Source organism: Gardnerella sp. KA00718, assembly GCF_049244285.1.
Lineage (GTDB): Bacteria > Actinomycetota > Actinomycetes > Actinomycetales > Bifidobacteriaceae > Bifidobacterium > Bifidobacterium vaginale.
Genome location: NZ_CP058370.1, coordinates 1,101,377 through 1,124,000 on the forward strand (window position 1 = coordinate 1,101,377; position 22,624 = coordinate 1,124,000).

Annotated in this window: 15 protein-coding genes and 1 pseudogene; 8 read left to right on the forward strand and 8 right to left on the reverse strand. The window is 39.3% G+C overall.

The features are described 5' to 3' along the window. The first annotated feature begins 166 nt into the window (after positions 1-166). The gene (locus HXT55_RS04455; protein ID WP_020759525.1) at positions 167-1,228 is read left to right on the forward strand and encodes a YeiH family protein; all 1,062 of its coding nucleotides are present in this window, start codon (positions 167-169) and stop codon (positions 1,226-1,228) included. An 80-nt stretch (positions 1,229-1,308) separates the two neighbouring features. Here the strand turns inward: HXT55_RS04455 and HXT55_RS04460 are convergent, their stop codons facing one another. The 4 genes from HXT55_RS04460 to HXT55_RS04475 form a co-directional block, all read right to left on the reverse strand. Beyond that, positions 1,309-2,064: a L,D-transpeptidase gene (locus HXT55_RS04460; RefSeq protein ID WP_004115287.1), complete on the reverse strand. Its 756-nt coding sequence runs from the start codon at positions 2,062-2,064 to the stop codon at positions 1,309-1,311. Positions 2,065-2,177: 113 nt separating this feature from the next. Next, positions 2,178-3,266: a redox-regulated ATPase YchF gene (gene ychF, locus HXT55_RS04465; RefSeq protein WP_004111854.1), complete on the reverse strand. Its 1,089-nt coding sequence runs from the start codon at positions 3,264-3,266 to the stop codon at positions 2,178-2,180. A 57-nt stretch (positions 3,267-3,323) separates the two neighbouring features. After that, complete coding sequence (proC, locus tag HXT55_RS04470; RefSeq protein ID WP_004115289.1) at positions 3,324-4,127, reverse strand: pyrroline-5-carboxylate reductase; 804 nt, start codon at positions 4,125-4,127, stop codon at positions 3,324-3,326. A 135-nt stretch (positions 4,128-4,262) separates the two neighbouring features. After that, a complete protein-coding gene (locus HXT55_RS04475) occupies positions 4,263-5,642 on the reverse strand; it encodes an alpha/beta fold hydrolase (protein ID WP_004111864.1) in 1,380 nt (459 codons plus the stop codon). Positions 5,643-5,771: 129 nt separating this feature from the next. On the opposite strand from HXT55_RS04475, the pseudogene HXT55_RS04480 reads away from it, so the two are divergent. After that, positions 5,772-8,301 (forward strand): annotated as a pseudogene (locus tag HXT55_RS04480) (histidine kinase). Positions 8,302-8,324: 23 nt separating this feature from the next. Next, positions 8,325-9,056 (forward strand): response regulator, encoded by a 732-nt coding sequence (locus HXT55_RS04485; RefSeq protein WP_013399561.1) that lies wholly within the window; start codon positions 8,325-8,327, stop codon positions 9,054-9,056. Between the two features lie 205 nt (positions 9,057-9,261). Here HXT55_RS04485 and HXT55_RS04490 read toward each other — a convergent pair whose 3' ends face one another. The 3 genes from HXT55_RS04490 to HXT55_RS04500 form a co-directional block, all read right to left on the reverse strand. Further along, the gene (locus HXT55_RS04490; protein WP_004111876.1) at positions 9,262-10,713 is read right to left on the reverse strand and encodes a hypothetical protein; all 1,452 of its coding nucleotides are present in this window, start codon (positions 10,711-10,713) and stop codon (positions 9,262-9,264) included. A 371-nt stretch (positions 10,714-11,084) separates the two neighbouring features. Continuing rightward, on the reverse strand, positions 11,085-13,778 hold the full coding sequence (locus tag HXT55_RS04495) for an ABC transporter permease (RefSeq protein ID WP_009994141.1): 2,694 nt from the start codon (positions 13,776-13,778) through the stop codon (positions 11,085-11,087). Positions 13,779-13,795: 17 nt separating this feature from the next. Next, on the reverse strand, positions 13,796-14,623 hold the full coding sequence (locus HXT55_RS04500) for an ABC transporter ATP-binding protein (RefSeq protein WP_004111879.1): 828 nt from the start codon (positions 14,621-14,623) through the stop codon (positions 13,796-13,798). 577 nt (positions 14,624-15,200) lie between these two features. Between HXT55_RS04500 and fucO the strand changes: the two genes are divergently transcribed. Continuing rightward, a complete protein-coding gene (gene fucO, locus HXT55_RS04505; RefSeq protein WP_116692147.1) occupies positions 15,201-16,352 on the forward strand; it encodes a lactaldehyde reductase in 1,152 nt (383 codons plus the stop codon). 155 nt (positions 16,353-16,507) lie between these two features. Here the strand turns inward: fucO and HXT55_RS04510 are convergent, their stop codons facing one another. Further along, entirely contained in the window at positions 16,508-17,551 is a 1,044-nt protein-coding gene (locus HXT55_RS04510; RefSeq protein WP_004138220.1) for a LacI family DNA-binding transcriptional regulator, read from the reverse strand. 489 nt (positions 17,552-18,040) lie between these two features. Here HXT55_RS04510 and HXT55_RS04515 point away from each other — a divergent pair, with 489 nt between their 5' ends. The 4 genes from HXT55_RS04515 to HXT55_RS04530 all read left to right on the forward strand — a co-directional run bounded on the left by HXT55_RS04515 (position 18,041) and on the right by HXT55_RS04530 (position 22,519). After that, entirely contained in the window at positions 18,041-19,324 is a 1,284-nt protein-coding gene (locus tag HXT55_RS04515) for an enolase C-terminal domain-like protein (protein ID WP_174142820.1), read from the forward strand. A 134-nt stretch (positions 19,325-19,458) separates the two neighbouring features. Beyond that, complete coding sequence (locus HXT55_RS04520) at positions 19,459-20,250, forward strand: SDR family oxidoreductase (RefSeq protein ID WP_004111884.1); 792 nt, start codon at positions 19,459-19,461, stop codon at positions 20,248-20,250. 142 nt (positions 20,251-20,392) lie between these two features. Beyond that, positions 20,393-21,679 (forward strand): MFS transporter, encoded by a 1,287-nt coding sequence (locus HXT55_RS04525; protein WP_421792569.1) that lies wholly within the window; start codon positions 20,393-20,395, stop codon positions 21,677-21,679. 66 nt (positions 21,680-21,745) lie between these two features. Further along, a complete protein-coding gene (locus HXT55_RS04530) occupies positions 21,746-22,519 on the forward strand; it encodes an amidohydrolase family protein (protein ID WP_421792571.1) in 774 nt (257 codons plus the stop codon). The last annotated feature ends 105 nt before the right edge of the window (positions 22,520-22,624 follow it).

The following is a 22,624-nucleotide window of genomic DNA, read 5'->3' on the forward strand; positions in this document are numbered from 1 at the left end:
GAATGGAACTAATACAAAACTACGATAGATTTTTATCGAATATGTTTTATTATGTGATTTTTATTTTTAGCGTGTTGCTTGTAATCAAGCCGAAATGCAAATAAATGTTTAAATTTTTTTGAATTTTTGTTCATTTTTGTCCGATTATGAGAGAATACTTAGCTAAATGGTTAATTTCTTTGATACATGGAAAAAGAAAATCTGCACCATCAACATGGCTCTTATAGCAGTGTTGACTCTTCTAGCTTCCTTAATTGGTAGCTGGCTCAAGCAGTTCCCAGGCTTAAGCCTTTTGGGAGCACTTATCATTGCGTTGCTTATTGGCATGGCCCTGCAGCTGCCTTTGCACGTATACAAGTTGAATAATGATTCTAGAAGAGCTGGAGTTAAATCTTCTGCTGGTCTAATTGCAAATAAACTACTTCGACTAGGTATTATTTTGCTAGGCTTTAAGCTAAATTTGCACGTTCTATTTACTCAAGGTTTAAAGTGCCTACCAATCGCAGCTGTACTCGTTGCTGTTATGGTTTGCGTTACTTATAACATTGCAAAACTTCTTAAAGTAAGTCCTCAGCTTGCAATGCTAACAGCAGGTGGAACAAGTATTTGCGGAGCGGCAGCTGTTATGGGTCTTTCTGGCTCCATGCCTGTACCTCCACAAGAAGAGGATGAAAAAGAACAAAACGAAGTTATGGCTGTTGCAACAGTTGCAATAATGGGCACAATCTACGCTTTGGCAGAAATCTTTATTCTTCCTCATTTTGGAATGACTAAGCAGCAGCTTGGAATTGCTGCTGGAGCGTCCCTTCACGAAATTGCACACGCTGTTGCAGCAGGCGGAGCTTTTGGGAGTATTGACGTTGCAACAATCATGAAGCTTACACGAGTTCTTATGCTTGTTCCTACATCAATCTTTATTGCAATTTGGTGGAATGCTCGTCACAGCCAAGTAGAAGATAACGGAAAGCGCAAAATCAACTTCCCATGGTTTATGCTTGGATTTATTGCAGCATCCGTTATTGGTACGTATGTGCCTTTTGTTTCGTCTTACGCATCCCTCCTTGTTGACGCAGGATACGTCTTCCTTGGAATGGCTATGGCTGCTCTTGGAATCAACGTAAACTTTAGAGTTATATTTAAGCAAGGAAAAGCAGCATTCTTGGCAAGCTTCTTGGCTTCTATAGTGCTAGTTGTGTTAGCTTGTGGTGCAAGTATTTTGTTCTTCTAATAGAACAGACATCATAAAAGAAACAAGAGGATTCCCTTTAAGGGAATCCTCTTTGCATATATAATCAATAAATATTTTAGTTATTCAATGTGTACAGAAGTTCCATCTGGAATATACGAATAGAACCACTTAGAGTCAGGCACACTTAATCGAACACATCCATGAGATGCAGGAACACCCAGCTTTTGAGCCTCTGGAACAATATAATCACCAAAATTAAACCTGGTTGGCACAGAGTGGAATAAATATTCGGAACCTATAAAGCCAACCCAGTAGTCGCCACCCATCTTTTCTCTATCATTATAAAAATGGTCACCTCGCGCACCAATTTTATAATCACCTTTAGGAGTTGATTCATCCATTCCAGCACTAACAATCATCGTATAAACAAGATTATTATTCGCATAAATATAAACACGTTGTTTTTTAAGATTTACTTTTACGTGTAAATGATTTGCATCAACCCCAGAAAGATTCGGATACTGACCTCCTGTAGGAATTTTCCATAAATCAGAAGATTTAATTAATGGATTATCTAAAGACTTATTTGAATAATCTATCTTTGTTTTAGATTTTTTATTGTTTTTATTACTCTTATTGTTTTTGCGTTTTGAATAATAAGATTTTGTGTTATTAGAGATTCGACTATTTGCTTCTTCAATTACGTGAGATACCTGAAAACCGACAAAGCTGAAAAAGATTAAAATAACTAGAACAGTAGAAACGCGCTTATAGAAAATTTTGCGATTTTCTGGAGATTTTAAGCTAATAATATATTTCACTAATCGCGCAATAAGTGACCTTAGAACGCTTTTTAAAGCACAAAATATATTCATAAAATCTCCATAATAAACAAGATAAAAGGCGCTACTTTGATACTATACTACAGTACCTAAGCAGCGCCGTTACACATTAATATGATTATTGTTTAGACGAATTGTTTAGACAATCACACATTAAACTTAAATTCAACAATATCTCCGTCTTGCATAACATAATCGCGTCCTTCAAGACGAAGCTTTCCTTCTTCCTTGATTTTTGCCATTGAGCCTTGAGCCTCAACAAAATCATCGTAAGAAACAACTTCTGCTTTAATAAATCCACGCTCAAAATCAGTGTGGATAACGCCTGCAGCTTGCGGAGCTGTCCAACCCTTATGAATTTGCCATGCGTGAACTTCTTTAACGCCAGCCGTCAAATAGGTTTGAAGACCTAGAATATCAAAGCCAACGCGCGCAAGCTGATCCAATCCAGATTCTTGCAAGCCCGCATCAGCCAACATTTCTCGAGCATCTTCTTCATCAAGCTCAGTAAGCTCCGACTCAAATTGCGCATTCAAGAAAATAGCCTTTGCTGGAGCTACAGATGCCGCCAGCTTAGACTTTAAAGAGTCATCCGAAAGCTCCGAATCGTCAACGTTAAACACGTAAATAAAAGGCTTAGCAGTAAGCAAATGCAAATCGTAAACGTCGTCTTTATTAATCAACTTCTCATTATGAGCCTGATCAATCGTCTTACCAGATTCAAGAATTTCCTTAGCCTTATTTACAGCATTTACGTATTCTTGAGTAACTTTTTTGCCACGTAAATCTTTTTCTAACTTTGGCAAAGCATTCTCGATTGTTTGCAAATCAGCAAGAATAAGCTCCGTGTTGATTGTGTCAATATCGTCTGCTGGATCTACCTTGCCATTAACATGCACAATGTCATCATCGTTAAATGCACGAACAACTTCGCAAATGGCATCTGCTTCACGAATATTAGCAAGAAACTTGTTGCCCAAGCCTTCGCCTTCGCTTGCACCCTTAACGATTCCTGCAATATCAACAAATGTAACGGTTGCTGGAACTATTTTCTCGGTTTTAACAAGCTTCGCTAAAACAGGCAAACGTTTGTCTGGCAAAGGCACAATACCAGTATTTGGTTCGATTGTTGCAAACGGATAATTTTCTGCTAAAACGTTATTTCTTGTTAGAGCATTAAACATAGTCGATTTACCAACGTTAGGTAAACCTACGATTCCAATTGTTAAAGACATAATTACCTACTTTAGACCAGCTAGAGGAATTGACGACTCTACTATACTCGTATTGTTTTATTTTTGTTGAATTGCATCAACCGCGCTAATAACATCTCCCCTAAAACCACACGATTCTAGCTTTGAAACACCTCGAATCGTAGTGCCGCCAGGAGAACATACAGCGTCTTTCATAACGCCTGGATGAATGCGAGTATCCATATACAGAGCACCGACTCCCTCAATCATCTTTGCAGCCAAACGATATGCGCAATCTCGCTTTAGACCATACTTTACGCCAGCATCCGCTAAAGCTTCCATGTACATAGCAGTAAAAGCCGGAGCACAACTAGAAACACACATTGCAATATTTATGTGCTCGCTATCTACTCGCTCGACTAAAGAAATCGGATTAAAAATCGCATTAAAAGCTTCTAGCTGACTATCGGTTAGCGTATTTTCGTCTTCTGCTAAAGTAACTCCTTGGCAAACTGCGATTGGCGTGTTTGGAATAATGCATTGCACGTTAGCATCTTTGCCAAGTAGATTCTGGTAATGCTTAAGACTCCAGCCTGCTGCAACGGATATGATTGCTATTTTTCTGTCCACAATAGTTTTTGCAATAGGATGCAGAACTTCTTCAATCTGATTTGGTTTTACAGCCAGAATTAAAATATCACTAGCATCACAAACTTCACACGCGCTTTTTAACGCTTTTACTCCAAATTTGCTCGTAGTATTAACAAGTTTTTCAAAGTGGGCTGCGCATGCAACCATATCTTTTCCTTGCAAAACATTAGCGCGAATCAAGCCTTGCGCAATCGCTTGAGCCATGTTTCCAAAGCCAATAAATCCAACGGTTCCAATTGAGTTAGAACTCATTAACAAATCTCCCTAATAAGTAAACAATAAACTAAACACTAACTTTTTATTAAGCATCTAATCATTTGTACATACAACTTGTATATCTAATCATTTGTTAGGTACTTTAATCAAAAGTTACTTATACGACTTATATCACTTATATATAGTCTCTAAATCTCCACGATTCTTTGCCTCTTCTAGCAAATGACGGAACACAAAGTCGCCATGAACACCATCGTGCTCAAACTCGTTAGTAGTCCAATAATGAGAGTTAGAAATATGAGACAAAGTGTCTAGCTGAAGACCAGAATCAACATACAAGTCATCGAAATAAACCGCTGCTTGCAAAGGAACTTCATTATTTGCGAGTTGATCTAAGTCGTAAATCTTGCCAAATTGCATATCGTTCATCATGCAATCAACAGCTGGCAAGAACGGTTGCAAAGCTTTTTGCTGATCAAACATCCACGGAAACACAGCTTCGCCAGTAAACAAAAGCGGACGCGCACTGCCAGCAAACTCTGGCATTGTTTCTCGAACTTGCTGAGCTGCCCAACGAATTGGATGATCTAATTCGCCATCCGCATAAATGAACTCTTGTAGTGGCCAATATAGCGGACTAGAAGATGTTGCATCCATAACGCCATAAAGAAACTCATCGCTTAAATAGCCATCTGCTGTTCCACCACCATGTTTAAACGCCTTAAGAGAGCCATCTCCATCCGAAAATGCAGAGTCAATAAGCCAATGAACTCTTTCAAAACTTGGCTTCATGCCAAAAGATGAACCAAGAGTCTGAAAGCGCTCAACCGTAAGCTTTTCGCCATTAGGCAAGAAAACATCTCCTTGAGAAATCCTATCTGCAATAGCTGCAGCGCGCGCAACATCCTGCGGATAACGCTCGTAGAATTGCTCAGTTTTTCTAGCCATACGCGGGAACGTGTGCTCGTAAACTTCTAGAGCATTAGCTGGAATGTGAGGAATACCGCCCGTTGTAAAGCTTGCAAGTAAGCCCTGTGGGAAAAGAGACAAATACGTAAGCGTTAAGAATCCACCATAACTTTGACCCAAAGAAACCCACGGCTTTGCATTAAACTCAGTTAAGCGCAAATGCTCAAAATCGCGAATAATAGAATCAGCTAAGAATCGCTTTAAATACCATGCTTGCCTCTCTACACTCACGCCGTCGTCTGCCATGCGCTTAATCGTAGAAGCATCTACTCTAGAAGAGCGCCCAACGCCACGCTGGTCTGGAAGAACAACACGAAAATGCTTAATTGCCTCTTGAATCCAACCATCGCTAGACGGCGAAAGCGGACGAGGGCACTGACCCCCTGGGCCTCCTTGCAAAAACACTAGCAAAGGCAAATCGTCATGCACATGTTCTGGAGCACAAATAACTCTGCAAAATAGGCGAATCGTCTCCCCTTTAATAGAATCGCCTGGAGTGTTTTGCTCCCAGTCTAAAGGAACATCGATTGCGCGCTCTTCTACATACAATCCTGGTACGTAATACTTTGCTAGCAGTGCCATTGTAAACATTCCTTTCTGCACTCGCATGCAACGTTGCAATAACAAATCACATACAAAAATACACACTCTTATATAAATCATACTCAAGTTCGATTGTTCTATAAAGTGCCGTGTACTAGCCTAGTAGTTATGAAAATATCTCACACGTTTAACAAAGCCATACAACGCTTACGCACTGAGCTTACGCTAAACGATATATTGTGGGGCATTATTCCACTTATTCTTTTTACACTTTCAAGCAATCGGTATCCTATAAACAATGTTGACGGATTCTTGACGCAAAGTTCACTAATTACAACCTATCTTATAAATATTGTTGTTGCATCATTACTTTCAGTACGAAGAATATGGCCCGAACACACAGCTGTTATTTTTATTGTTGCATGCATTTTGCAAGTAATATTTGGCCCTACTCAACTTTTTGCTGATTTCTTTGGTTTTGTGCTGCTTGTTAATGCTATTGCTCGCGGAAATCCAGAACATTCAAAAGCTTTTGTTATTGCAGCTTACGTAACAACAGTATTATCTTGCGCAGCAATATCGTGGAATATTGTAATGGGGCCAATATATGGCATCAATCATTTAAAAGCTAGTTATTCTTGTAGTGTACAAAATATAAATAGCAGCAACATAAGAAACTGCTTTTCAAATGTACTTGATTTTGCAATTCCTTCCATAATTTTTGCGATTATTATTACTACAATTACGGTTATTATTGGCTACTGGCAGCGCACTCACGTGCATACTATTCAACTTTTACAAGAGAACAATAATGCTATTCGCGCGTACCGAAAGAAAGCTCAAAATATTGCTGTTACTGCAGAGCGCGCTAGAATCGCAAGAGATATGCACGATATTGTTGCTCACACGCTTTCTATTATTATTGTTCAAGCAGATGGTGGTCGTTATGCAGCAACCAAAGATATTTCGCTTGCTAAAAAAAACAATGCATATTATTAAAAACGAAGCAGAGCGCGCCGTTCACGACATGCGTCGACTGCTAGAGGCTTTAACAGACGCTCCATCCGCTCAATTGGATTTTAATCACATACCTTCGCTTATTGAGCAAGCAAAAATTGCATCTCCTAATAACATTTTTTGGCACACTGTTGATGGCATAAATTCTCAAAATAGACTTAACACGGACGCACAAACCGTTGCATACCGCATTATTCAAGAATCTCTTACTAATATTCGGAAGCACGCAGGAAATGGCATTAAAATAAACATTCACGAACAGTGGAACGAACAAGAATTAACACTAAAAATCACAAACGAAGTACACAAGCTTGAAGCTAATCAAGAGCAAAATAGTGGTGTGCCACATAAAAATGGTTATGGTTTGATTGGCATGAAAGAGCGCATTGAAAATCTTCACGGAACGCTTGATTATGGAAAACTCAATGATGGAACATTTAGTATTGTTGCTTTTATTCCATATTCTTACAGCACAGACCAATCAAACACTACTGCTTCTGCACTAAATAGTATTCCTAATGTTAGTTATAAAAACGTAAAAGTTAATAATCCATTATCAACGCAAGAAAAACCAGAAAATACAAGCGATAAAACCTCATCAAAAGTTTTGCCAGCGACAAATAATTCACAAAATAGGATTGAGAAAGTATCACAATGGTTTGAACAACATTGGCTTATTGGCGATGTTATTTATGCATCACCTTGGACTGTTCTAATGCTTTTTATACCAACTTACGATTTTACTGTTGGAACTGGAATGACTTCACAATATTCAAGCTCGCTTTCATTACAAATACTTTATAGAATACTTACGCTTACTACTATGATTCCATTTATGTTTCGTAGAAAAGCTCCGACTACGTGCGCAATTGTTGCAGCAGCATTTTCTGCAATACAACTTATATGCTTGCCTAATATTTTATTTGCTAATTTCTTTATACCAACCATTGTTTATGCGGCTGTGCTCTATGGCAAAAAGCACGCATGGCAATGGGTTAGCGCAGTAGTGCTCGCCGAATCTGCTATTTTTGCTGTAAAAATTGGTGTTGCATCAAAAAATATTCCACAAAATGAAACTCCAATACGATTTTTTGCATCTAATGCGTACACAACTAATTTTTATGACATTATGCAAATGGCGTCCGTAGGATTAATTTTTGGTTTTATAGTTGCATTAATTTGTTTTGCTGCTATTGCATTTGCTTATTACCGCAGAAACGATGACAATAATTTGCTGATTCTAAAAGCGCGCAGAACAGAATTAGAACAAGAACAAAAACAGCTAGAAGTACTTGCAGCAAATGCCGAAAGGCAGCGTATTAGCGCAAATATTCAGCAAAAAGTTGCAGTTACATTGCATAAAGTAATTGATGCCGCAAATAGCGGAATTGATATGCTTAATAAATACGAAAAAACAAATAGTAATGCAGAAAATCAAAAGTCAAAAGAACCTGAGCAACTACAAGAACAAAGTGAAGCAATTAGTAAAGCTTTCAAAAATATTAGTGACGAAGGTCGTTCAGCACTAAAATATATGCGAAAATTGCTTGGAATTTTGCGAGAAACAGGATCAAGCGTTAATTCAGCAAATAATAGTGCAAATGTTTCTGAGATTGCGGTTCGCCCTGCTGCACCACTTGATGAGCAAATTCAACACAACGCATTAAACACAACACATTAAATAAGCAACAGTAAGTTGATACTATGGAACATATGGAAAACAATGAAGTAATTCGCGTAGCAATAGCAGACGATCAGGAGCTTGTGCGCGCAGGATTTGCTATGGTAATCAACTCGCAAAAAGACATGCAAGTTGTTGCGCAAGCTTCAAATGGCAATGAAATTGTAGAAGTTGCGTCAAAGGAAAATCCAGACGTTATTTTGATGGACGTGCGCATGCCTAACATGGACGGCTTGGAAGCAACTCGCAAAATTTTGCAAGAAGATGCTAATAGCAACACGCACATTATTATTTTAACAACTTTTGATTTAGACGAATACGTTATGGCTGCAATTCATACGGGCGCATCTGGATTCTTGCTTAAAGATACAGAGCCAGAAACATTGCTTAATTCAATACGAACTGTGTATCAAGGAAACGCAATTATTGCTCCAACTGCTACAAAGCGCTTAATTGAGTCGATGATTTCTAAGCCGAGCAACGAAAGTATTGCATCGGAAGAAGAAAATACAGAAAATGCGTCTAGAAGCAAACAAAACGCAAACGCTTACAATTCTTACTTAAATGATTTAACAGATCGCGAGCGCGAAGTACTCATTGAAATTGCTCACGGACTGTCTAACCAAGAGATTGCTGATAAACTGTTTATTAGCTTGCCAACAGTTAAAACGCATGTTGCTCATATTTTGGGAAAAATCGACGCAAGAGACAGAGTTCAAGCTGTTGTGTTCGCTTACGAAAATGGTCTTGTTTAATTATTCTTATAAAAATAAAAAATAATGCGGCTGTTCTTATAAACAATAAATCTTTTCTATAAAATAATGCGGCTGCAAAATTAATCTATTCTTCATTGAACGATCGAATTGCAACCGCATTTTAATTTTTTTATATTATTTGTGCTATTTATATTCGCATTAAGCTATTTTGCTATCTGTATTTGATTATCAGCAATCCTAAGTTTTATTTAGAAAAGCGAATTTTGCCACCGCGACTCATATAAATACCTGCAGCTGCAGAACCACCTATTGCCATTGTTCCTACAACAGCGCCAGCAACTACAAGATTATTGTTGTTCGATGGTGCTTTTGCGTTATCGCTTTTAGCTTCAGATAACTTATCGGCTTCTTCAACAGCTTTGGAATCTTCTTTTACCTCTTCATTTTCCGTATTTTCATCTTTTTTATCTTCTTCAGTATTTTGAGAATCGCTTTTTTCGCTACTAGAAGCGTTATTTGCTTCGGATTCTGCTGGATGAGATACTGGCGATGCTGTCTGCGCTGCAACTGATGCAGTAGTGCTCACATTTGCGGAAGCAGCAGAAACATCTGACGCAGGAGAAACAGCAGATGCATTTTGTGAGTTTCCAACAGAAGCCGCAGGAATTTCCTTGGATGTAGCATTCTGTGGGATAACCTTTGATTCAGAAACTGGAGCAAATGGTGTTACAGAGGATTCTGCTGGGCGTGCTGCTACAGATGAAGAAGTAGTCGATTCAACTTCAACACTCTTCGCTTTAGATTTCTTAGATTCTAATGATTCTACTTGCGAAGATCTATATTCAGAAGATGCAAATTTATTATCTGAAGACCGCGAATCAACTTTAGAATCCTTCGGCTGAGTCTGCACAGAATCTTTTTCTTGTGCAGCTTTTTCTTCAATAACTTTAGTATCCGGAGATTTTACTTCTGGAATGGACTTCTCAACTTCTTTCTTCGACTTAGTAGAGTCATTTGGCGTATCAACTGTAGTATCTGACTCTGTACGTGGAGCTGGTGTAGGAGAATCCGGCTTCATTGTTTCTTCTTGAACCTTATTTTCTTCCTTATTAAGATCATTGATATCTACACCAAAATTATCCTTAAGTTTTCGTTCATATTCTGCTACTTGTTGCCTTGCATTTTGTGAATATATATTATATTTTCTCAAATCCTCTTCAGCAGAATTCAACTTTTTAGTATTGTCTCTAAGATTGTTTTCTATATTTTTTCTATCTTCATCTAGCTTGATTTTCTCTCCATTAAGACGATCAAAATCAGATTCAGAAGCAGATTCCATTCTGCGTTCTAATTCTTCAATTTTATCAGTTTTATTATTACTATCTTCCAATTCTTTTTTTACAAGTTCATTTAAAGTCTTAACTTTTATTTCTAATTCTTTTAACTTGTTTTCATAAATCTTTAAATTATTTTTTGCACTTTTACGACTAGAAAGTAATTCATCTTGTGTCTCTGGATCTTTAGCACCCAAATCTAAATCTTCTAATTTACCGAATTTGTTATCAGAAGCATCGACAACATTATTTGGTTCTGATCCACTTACAGCTTCTTGTGCCCACGCTGGCATTGGGCTTTGCATTAATAACAACACGATTCCTGCAATCACTGCGGCAGATTTTTTATTGACCGTTACCATATTCTTCTACTCCTTGCTCGTAGCGGCCTCATATTTAATTTATGCTTATGTCAGCAGTCAACCAAAGAGCATAACAGAGAAATAAATAAGATTCCAACGTCAAATAATCGAAAAATTTTTCGATTAACTTGTTATAACAAATATTTAATACTTAATTTTTTCGATTTTCCCGATAAAAATATAAATCCATATTAATAATATCTAAACAATTGTATTTTATGCATAAAATTTATTTATTTTTTTGATGTACATCACATTATTTTTTCTGCGTGTCGCACGTTATGTAGAAAAAAATAATGCTGATGCACAACTACACCAGCATTATTTCTGTTTTTATAATTAACTTAATATATGTTATAACAACATATAGTTTATTCTTCTGCGAGCGCAACTACTGGCGAAGACTTCACTGCTCTACGAGCCGGAAGAACGCTAGAAAGAAGCGCTGCAAGCAAAGCGATTAGAGCAAGAACCGCGTAAATAGCCCAATCAACTACAAACGGAACTTTGCCAATTACGCTAAACACCATGTAGGATCCAATCCACCCAAACACTGTTCCAACAATCAAGCCAGAAACGGTGCTTGTTAAGGAAATCAACGTTGCTTCCAACGCAAGAGATCTTCTAACCTGGCCTCTTGTCATGCCTATTGCGCGCAAAGTTGCAGATTCTTTGGTTCTCTCAATAACAGACAAGCTTAATGTGTTTGCAACGCCTATTAAAGCAATCACAACAGCTACTGCTATTAAGCCAACAAGCAACATCATCATTACGTCGATAGCACTCTCCCACTGCGCTCGCTCAAACACGCTTCCAGCAGCCATAACCTCCGCATAGCTAGATGTAATATTTCTAATATTTTTAACAATATCTACAAGATTAGCTTTGCTAGAATCTACCGAAATGAGCAGAATATGCGTTGTAGGCTTAAGGTAGTTATTGAAGTAAGATTTGCTAACAAAAGCAGTATTCCTTGAATATATATTAACATTTCTATACTTCTTAAACTGAACTTGCTTTACAGTAATGCTCTTATCGTTATTACTAGAGTCTGTATTCGTGCCAGTAAATGGCGTAATATTATCACTGTCTGTTTCACCAGAACTGTACTTTTCTACGTAAGCTTGCAGATCAAGGTTTCCTTTTTTAAGCTCAAAAGGTTCTCCACCTTCTTCATTAAACTTAGGCAAAAGTATAGAATCTTTGTTTATATTAACGCCATCAAGGTCAGTGTGCATTACATTTTTAAGTTGATTTACATTATCAACTCCAGCTGCCATAGCATACTCAGTTTTGCCCTTAGCGTTCTTAAAAGTCATAGGAACTGCAGGAAGCAACTCAGTATGCTTTATTCCACTAATCTTTGAAATATCGGCAGCTAGAGATTCATCAACATTCTTGCCTTGAATAATAATGTCAACACTGTAACGGTCATCAACAACACCTTTAAGAGTTGCTTTACCACATATTGCGCCCGTTACTACTGTAGAAACAAGCGTTACGCCAATAAGCAAAGCCGTTCCAGTTGCTGCAACTCTTCTAGGGTTTCGTTGCACGTTTGCGTTGGCAACTTTAGAAGCAGGCCCACAAAGTGCCATGATTGCGCCAGTTGCCTTCATAGCGAACGGCATCCAGAATGTTGCTGTAATAATAATTCCGATGAAAACAAGCGCACAACCAAACATTGCTCCAAGCAAAGTCATCCAAGAGTCAGAACCAGCATTAGGTGACTTCCCAGCAATCATACTCGCTAAAGAAGTAGCACTTAAAGCAGTAGCTAAAATACCTACAACAATAAACAGAACGCCAAAAACAGCGCGAATAATGCTTGCACGCTTATCTTTAATCAAATCCATTGGTCGTAGCGCTTCCATAGGCGTTACTTTTGTAGCAGATCGCGCAGCACTCATAGACGCAAGAACTGTTACAATCGTGCCAATTGCTATTGGCCACACAATTGCCGGAAGTGAAACAATCAAAGGAATCTTAGATAACGGTCCAGAATTAATATTCACGTTACTAATTGCGCCCATAAATCCGATTGCGCAAAGCACACCAACAGCCGCGGAAATAACTCCAAGTATTGCAGCTTCAAGCAAAACTGCAGCATAAAGCTGGTGAGATTGTGCGCCAATTACGCGCAAAAGCGCAAGAGTTCGTCTGCGTTGAGCAACCAGCACTTGGAATGTGTTTGCTATAACAAGCGAAGAAATAAGCAACGCTAGAATACCAAAAGATAGCAAAAACATAGTCACAAAATTAGTGCCGTTAGACACATTTCGAACAGATCTCACACCAACTTCGTGCCTAGACATAAGAGAGAATCTCGAAGGAAGCAAAGCGTTAATCTTAGGAGATAAATCGTTTATTTTAGATTCATCAATACTCATGTACACTTTGCTTTGCACAACTTGATTGTCAAAATTCTCAATATTTTCGAGTTTTGCACAAAAATCGTTCGTTATGCCACCAAGATACGTGCCGCGATTTGAAAATGGTATTTGAGAATGTTCTCCATCGTCAACAAGACCAACCACACGAACATCGTACGATTTTTCTTTATCTCCGCCAGTGTCATCTACTTTAACCAAAGTTATAGTATCGCCAATATTTGCATGTATTGATTTAGCAATACTTTTAATAAGCGTGATTTCGCCTATTTCTTGCGGATCTCTACCTTCTGTTGATTTATACACAGGAAGATTTCCATACAAACCATTAGACCAAGCAATACTCGTAACTGATTTATCACCTTTTTCTACTCTTACAAGCGCAGTAGCATCGTCACTACGAATACCGTTAACACCAGGCATCTTCGATATTTCGTCTAAATGAAGATCTTTATAATGAATTTCACTACTCGGAGAACTGTTAGGATTTCTAAATGAGATTGCATAATTTGCGCTACCGAATTCATTTGTTGCGTTTCGAACCATCAAGTCATCAACGCTGTTTGCAAAAAGCAAAGTAGCGCTCATAAACATGCTGCCTATAAGAATTGCAATTCCAGAGGCGATTAGCATGCGCACGCTTTTACGCATAAGTTTTAGTGCGATTTTCCACATTCTAAGTTCACCACCTTTTATTGCAATTGAGCAGGCTGATTATTAACGCCAGCCTCGCTACGCTCCATAAGCATCTTGCTCATTCCTTCTGCAGTAGGATTTTGCACGTCTTCAACGATTTGACCATCTGCAAACACGATTGCCCGATCCGCGTAAGACGCTGCAACAGCGTCGTGAGTAACCATAATCACAGTTTGACCAAGCTCCGTTACAGACTTCTTCAAGAAATGCAAAACTTCCAAGCTGGAAGCAGAGTCGAGATTGCCAGTAGGCTCGTCTGCAAAAACTACGGAAGGCTTAGAGATTAAAGCTCGAGCAATTGCAACGCGTTGACGCTGACCACCAGAAAGCTCAGCAGGCCTATGCTTTAAACGATCTTGCAAGCCAAGAGTATTAACCAAAGTATTAAACCATTGCTTATCTGGCTTTTTGCCTGCCAAAGTAAGAGGCATAAGAATATTTTGCTCAGCGCTAAACATTGGAAGAAGATTAAAACTTTGGAAAATAAAACCAACCATCTCGCGGCGCATAAGCGTAAGCTGCTTATCACTCATGCCTGTAATATCTAGGCCGTCAACCAAAACTTTTCCAGAATTAACGCTGTCAAGACCAGCCAAAGAATGCATTAAAGTTGACTTTCCAGAACCCGAAGGACCCATAATCGCAGTAAACTTGCCGCGCTCGAAACTAACGCTTACATCTCGCAAAGCGTGAACAATGCCTGCACCCTTGCCAAAATCTTTAACAACATGCAAAGCTGCAACCGCAGTCTCGCCAATCAAACCTTCTTGAGCGGAATAATTCATTTGCGTAAAACGCGTATCTTGACTATTTTCAACACTCATTTTGCACCTCGCTTACTTTTGCAGTTCCTTACAAGTATTGGAATTACCTTACAATTACAATTTACGGGATTAAAAACGCATTCTCTATAGTGCGTAAGGCTGATATTCTCATTGAAATAATAGGAATTTTGATATTAAATTTTGATATAAAAATGCTCTTATATAAAATCGTCATACTTTAGTATGAGAGCCAGTATGAGAGGCTTAAATTCACAGGCGTAATATTACAGATCTAAATTTGCATTCCAAATAGATTATTTAATTCAAAATAAATCAATTAGATAACTAAAACACCAATCAATTAAAGAATTTTTCTTAACGTGATTAATATTTTTCTTTCAACATATTCATTGCAAATCATGTGCTCGAATTTTTATAAATGTGCTTATTTATATCTAAAATAAATAAAAATGCATAAAATTAGTTAGTTTATGTTCATTTTAATTGTTTATTTGTTAATTTTAGTAACAAAACACTTATTTAACACACTCGCCAAATGTCATGCAATATTGTAAAATATTAGTCGACTACCAAAAATTTGGCGTATGCCAATATGAAACTCAAAGGAGATTTTCGCATGGTCTATAGAATGATTTTCAACCAGACTGCTTACTTCGGCCGCGGAGCAATCAAAGAGATTCCAAACGTTGCTAAAGCACACGGCTTTAAAAAAGCATTTGTAGTAACAGATCCAGTTCTTGTAAAGACGGGAACCGTTAAAAGAGTTACAGACGTTCTAGAATCCGCTGGTCTTCCATACGAAGTATTCGACAATGTAAAGCCAAATCCACCTGTTGAATGCATTCAAGACGGTGTAGAAAAGTTTAAGACATCTGGCGCAGACTTCCTTATTGGTCTCGGCGGCGGCTCTCCACAAGATACCTGCAAGGGCATTGGAATTATTGTAGCCAACCCAGAGTTTGGCGATGTTCTTTCTCTAGAAGGCGTTGCAGATACAAAGAATCCTTCTGTGCCAATCTTTGGCGTACCAACAACAGCAGGAACCGCATCCGAAACAACAATCAACTATGTTGTTACCGATACAGCAAAGCTTCGCAAGTTCGTTGCAGTAGATCCTCACGATATTCCAATCGTTGCATTCGTAGACCCAGACCTCACCGATTCCATGCCACGTTCGCTTAAGGTTGCAACTGGTTTGGACGCACTCACCCACGCAATCGAAGGTTTCATTACTCCAGGCGCATGGAGCCTTTCGGATTGCTTGTCTTTGCAAACAATCCGCATGATTGCACAAAACCTTGCAAAGAGCGCAGATGGAGATGTTCCAGCAGGCGAACAAATGGCTTACGCAAGCTATATAACTGGCATGGCATACTCCAACGTTGGTTTGGGCTTGGTTCACGGCATGGCTCACCCACTCGGCGGTCGCCTTGGCGTTGCTCATGGCGTTGCAAACGGAATTTTGCTCGCTCCTGTTATGGAATATAACAAGGATTACAGTGGCGAAAAGTATCGCGATATTGCTGCTGCATTCGATGTTCCAAACGCATACACCGATGACCTCGAAACAGTACGCAATGCTGCTGTAAAGGCTGTTCACGACTTAACGGTTAAGCTTGGAAATCCTACTAAGATTAGCGAAGTTGGAGCTACACAGGCAGATATTGAAGGATTAAGCCACGACGCTTTGGCAGATGTTTGCACTCCAGGAAACCCACGCAAGGCCACTTTGGAAGACATTCGCAAGATTTACACAAGCTTGATGTAGTCTTCTAAAATAATAAAATAATAAATAAATACGCAATATTTGTGGACGCAACTTATCTTGATTTAAGCTCTTGATTTAGGCTGCGTCCACATTTATTTGATTTATGTCATAAGCCATAAATCATAAGTCAAATTCTATATCTAATAACTCTTCTATCAATCGACAACAGTCTGAGTGCTGTCTCTAATAACAACATGTGCAGGAAGAACCAGTTGATTCTCAATCTCCTTACCTTCCCTAATCTCAAGAATCATTCTAATGGCATTCTTTGCTATTGAGTCAAAAGGCTGATTAACAGTTGTTAAAGATGGCATCAAATACTGTGCAGGATACACGTCATCAAACCCAGCTACAGAAAGCTCAGATCCTAACTTAATACCGCGTTCGCGAGCAGCACGATACACATTTACAGCTGTAATATCGTTGCAAGCAAAAATAGCAGTAGGACGCTTTTCTTCAGGCAAATCCAAAATCTTACAAGCCATTTCATAGCCGCGTTCAGGAAGATAATCCCCCTCTTTAACCAAATCTTTATCAATCGTCAAGCCAGACTGCTCCATTGCAGCGTTATAGCCAGCAAATCGGGCTACACCAGATTGAACATTAAGAGGACCAGTTATAACGCCTATTCTCTTATGCCCCAGATTAATCAGATGTTTTGTAAGCTCATAAGCTCCTGTCCAATTATCGATTGAAATCGTGTGATCTTCCCCATTAGAAAGAGACACGGGATCAATTATAATCAACGGAATATTTCGCATACGCAAAAATTCCTTATCTTTCTGCGTAAGATCAGACATTTGAGATATAACACCAAGAGGATTTCTATCTACAATTCCACGCAAACACTCATCACGTTTCTTACCATTATCGGTTTGAGCGACTGTAAGAGCTAATCCTTCTCTTTGCGCCCAACGAGATGCGTAAGTAATCATCTCAATCGTGCCATTATTTGCCACATAATCTACTAATAATTCAATTGTCGGAGATACCTTAGTGCTTACAAGCGAATACTCGCGCCCACTTTTTAAAAGAACTTCTTCTACTTTTTTGCGAGTCTCATCTGAAACGCCAGTTCTACCGTTAATAACCTTTGAAATTGTAGAAGGCGATACCCCCGCCTTTTTAGCCAACTCCGTTATGCGAGGTTTTGAAGATTCATTTTCAGCAATGCTAGTTGCGTGACTACGAGTTGGCATATGCACTCTCCTAATTCCTATGCTCATATGCTTATAAGCCGCAAAATTTTTCTTAAACCACAAACAAATGCAGAGAAAATTTCTTGCTTAATTTTGCATTAATCCGCAGCAATGCGAAAATTCAAAAAATAGAAAAATCGCATTATTGCTTGACTTATCAGGCCTAATAGAAATAGTATCATATGTTATTTCGCTACAGACTACACAAAGTCGAGAAATTTTCTTACGACACGCCGAATAATCAGAATTTAAAAGATAACCTCGATGCTAAAAGTGATCATTTTTTAACAGTTATAAAAGATAAAAGCTCAATTTTTCAATATTCTTAAAATCCAAAATATGACATTTATCACAAAACGTGAGATTAGGAAAAATTCGCAAAAAATTATTTACGAAAATTTCCTAACGATTAGAACATTTTTCTATTATTTAGTTATAGAATATAGGAGTAGGTCACAACGATGTTAAAGCAAAGGAGCATGAATCGTTATGAGTACAATCACATCAGTAAAAACCTATGATTTTAGATTCCCTACGTCGCAAACGCTTTCTGGGTCCGACGCAATGAACAAAGATCCAGATTATTCATCAGCATACGTAGAAATCAAAACAAGTCTAGACGATGGCATTAAAGGCGTTGGATTTGTATTTACGATTGGTCGCGGAAACGATGTTGTTTGCGCAGCAATCGACTCCATGTCTCAAGTGCTTATTGGCAGGAACGTGGAAGAATTGCTAGACAACATGCGACTTGCATGGGATCTTTTTGTTCACGACTCACAACTTCGCTGGCTAGGTCCTGAAAAAGGCGTAGAACACATGGCAATTGGCGCGATTTTAAGCGCATTGTGGGATATTAAAGCAAAGCGAGCTGGGAAGCCATTGTGGCGTTTACTTGCCGAGATGGATCCAAAGGAATTAGTTTCTACCCTTGACTTCCGCTACATGACCGATGCATTAAGGCCAGAAGAAGCAATCGAGTTCTTGCAAGATGGTCAAAAAGGCAAGGAAGATCGAATTGCTGACTTGCTTGTAAACGGCTACCCAGGCTACTCCACTGCTGCAGGCTGGCTCGGTTACAGTGACGAGAAGATGGTTGCAATCGCTAAGGAAGAATCGCAAGTTAAAGGCTTTAAGCAAATTAAGCTTAAGGTTGGTCAAAATGTAGACGACGATTTAAGAAGACTCGCACTCGCGCGCGAAGCAATCGGTCCAGATGTTCATCTTGCAGTAGACGCAAACCAAGTGTGGGATGTTCCAACAGCAATTACTTGGATTAATCGCTTCCACGACTTCGACTTAGCTTGGGTAGAAGAGCCAACAAGCCCAGACGACGTTATTGGACACGCAACAATCGCTCGCGCAATCAACCCAATACCAGTTGCAACTGGCGAGCAAATGCAAAGCAGAATCATGTTCAAGCAATACTTGCAAGCAAACGCATTTGGAATCATGCAAATCGACGCAACTCGAGTTGCAGGTCCACAAGAAGTTGTTCTCGAATACTTGCTTGCTCGTAAGTTTAACAAGCCAGTTTGCCCACACGCAGGCGGAGTTGGATTGTGCGAAGCCGTATGCCACTTTGCAATGTTTGATTATGTTGCAGTTTCTGGAACAAAGGAAGGTCGCATGATTGAATACGTAGACAATCAGCACGAGCACTTTGTACATCCAACACAAATCAAGAATGGCAATTACGTTGCACCAACCGCCCCAGGTAATGGCACTGAGATGACGCTGGAAACAGCCGAAAAGTACCTTTATCGCGGCTAAAAATAGTAAAAAAAAAACAAGTGGCTAGTCGCATAGTGATTAACGATTAGCCACTTGTAAAAAATAAATCATAAAATTTTATAATTTAAAAATTAACTAAAAGCAAACCACATCATTTAACAAAGGAGTTCATTATGGATTTGCATTTGGAAGGCAAGGTTTTCATTGTAACAGGTGGATTCAAGGGAATTGGTAAAGGCATTACGCTTCAACTTGCTCGAGAAGGCGCAATTCCAGTAGTTATTAACCGCGCAGATGCTGCAGAAGAAACATTCCGCAAAGATATTGAGCAATACACAAAGAACTACGATGTTTATCTTCTCGACTTGAACGACACGGACGAGATTGCACCAATTATTGAAGAAACCTATAAGAAGTATGGTCATATTGACGGCATTGTAAATAACGCTGGCGTTAACGACAACAAGGATTTGGAATCCACTTCTTGGCGCGACTTCGAGAAGTCGATTCACGGAAACCTCACTCACTACTACGAAACTGTTCATGCTGCTGTAAAGTACTTGAAGGAAAGCCACGGAGCTGTTGTGAACATTTCTTCTAAGACTGCTCTAACTGGCCAGGGCAAAACTAGCGCTTATGCTGCTGCAAAGGGCGGAATCTTAGGCTTGACTCGCGAATGGGCTGCAGCTCTTGTCCATGATTGCGTGCGCGTAAACGCGATTGTTGTTTCGGAATGCTGGACTCCACTGTATGCAGATTGGATTAAGACATTTGGTGACGAAGCTGCTCAGCAAGCTCGCTTGAAGGTTATTACAGACAAGATTCCTCTGGAAAACCGCATGACTACTACGGAAGAGATTGGAAACGAAGCTGCATTCCTGCTTTCGGATCGCTCTTCGCACACCACTGGTCAGTGGGTATTCGTTGATGGAGGCTACGTGCATCTTGATCGCGCTTTGTCTTAAATCACAAATGCAAATTTAAGATTAATGCAGTTTAGCTAGTAAATGGTGCGCAATGCGAATGTGTGTTTGCGCACCATTGCACAAAATCATTTAAGAACTTAAAATCTTAAACTTTTAGAATTATTCTCACACAGGAGTGACGATGACTACAAAAGAAAACGACAATGCCGTCGTTAAGAATAGTAAAAATGGCTCAAAAGCTATGATTGCCATCGTATTGGTAACATCTTTGTTCTTTGTATGGGGCTTGACCATGAATTTGGTCAATGCACTGAATTCACCATTTGGCAATTATCTTGAACTGAATAATACTCAAAAAGCATTGCTGCAGGTAGCATATTTTGGCGCATACTTCGTTATGGCAATTCCTGCAGGCTTAATCGCAAAGCGTTTTGGATACAAGGGCGGCGTTATTAGTGGCCTCGCACTCTTTGCTCTTGGCGCATTTGCGGTAATCCCTGCAACAGCTACCGCAAGCTACGCAATGTTCCTAGTTGCAATGTTTGTTATAGCGTTGGGCGCAGCAACTTTGGAAACGAATTGCAACCCTTACATTACTAAGCTTGGCGATGAGAAGGGCGAATCATTTAGAATCAACATGGCACAGAGCTTCAACGGAGTTGGAAACATTGTTGGACCTCTTATTCTTGGTCAAATTTTAGGCAAAACTGTTGCAAAGAACGAGCCAGGCTTCGACGTTGCTAAGCTAAAGTTCCTTGGCGATACTCGCTTGATTTACATTGTTATTGGCATTGTTCTTATTGCGATTATTGCAATCTTCTTCTGCTTTAAACTCCCTACTCCTCCAGGAGACGTTGAGGCAGACAAGGAAAGCAAGGGTGATTCTTCCTTCATTCATCTTATGAGCAAGCCATACTTTACTCTTGGAATTATTGCAGAATTCATCTTTATTGGACTTCAAGTTGCTGGAATGGCAATGTTCTCCGACTTTGCTCTAAAGCATTGGGGTACTGGAATCACCACTGGTGTTGCTGCTTCTATGCTTGCAATCGTTTCCTTAATGTTTACAATCGGCCGCTTTGTTACAACTCCTTTGATGGCAAAGTTTGATGGTGGCAAGATTCTTGGATTGTACATGACTTTAAGCGCAGTGCTTATGTTTGTTGCATTCCTTGGACTTGGTCAGATTTCTGTAATCGCCTACATTGTAGCGTACTTGTTTATCTCCATTGGCTTCCCAACAATCTTCTCTCTTACTCTTAAGGGAATTCATGGAGCAGCAGCAAAGACTGGTTCTTCTGCACTCGTTATGAGCATTGTTGGCGCTGCAATCATTCCGTTAGTTTTCGGTTTGGTACAAGATTTTGCTGGGATCGAAGCCGCCGTATTGCTCACAGTTCCAGGATTCTTGTATGTTGCTTGGTACGCTCTTTGGGGCTCAAAGATTGGTCTTGTAGAAGCTAAATAATTCGCGAATAACTACAAAGTCTTTACAAAGTTTTTATTTGAAAGTCTTTAGAAAGGAAAATTTATTATGTCTCAACTTCGTATTTTGGATTCACATTTTCATATTTGGGATCCAACAAAGCAAGTCTTGCCTTGGCTTGATGGCTTAGACAAGTTAAACCACACTTTTACTCTAGAGCAGCTAGAAAAAGAGTATGTAGATTTAGGAGTTGACTTCCTCGGCGGCGTATACGTTGAGGTTGATGCTGCAGACCACGAGCTAGAAGATAGGCTTATTGGCGAAAATCCTAATCCTAAAATTCTAGCTAAAATGCTTAGAGTCACGTTGGATCCGTTTATGCGCGTTCCAATTCACGCAACCGGTATTCGCGAGCCTCTTCATATTCCAAGCGAGCCACGCGGACGTTGCCTAGAGCCTTCGTTTATTGGTGGTCTTAAGGCAATGGCAAAGAATGGCATGCCTTTCGAGCTTTGCAATCGTGGCGAAGAACTTGGAGATATGGCTAAAGCTTTTGAGCAAGTTCCAGAAGTTACTGTTGTTCTAAACCATTTGGGCAATGTTCCAGGATTAGACGACGATTCTTGCAATGCTTTGCGTGCGTTTGCAAAGCTTCCACACAGCTATATTAAGATTTCGGGAGATAATCCAGTAAATCCAGATATTGTTAAGTTTGTAAAAGACACCTTTAGCCCTGATCGCCTACTCTTTAGCTCCAATTGGCCAGTTGTTAAGTTGAATTCTTCACTTAAGCAGCATCTTGACTTAATGGTTGAGCTTTTCGGCGACGACGAAGATTTCTTTATGAATAATGCAAAGAAGGCGTATGGTATTAAACTGTAATTAATTAAGTTATTTGAATAATCGATTTGAATAATCATTGCTTATGGGGTGTAAGATTTTGCCAGTTAAAGTCTTATACCCCATAATTCAATACACAAAATAATT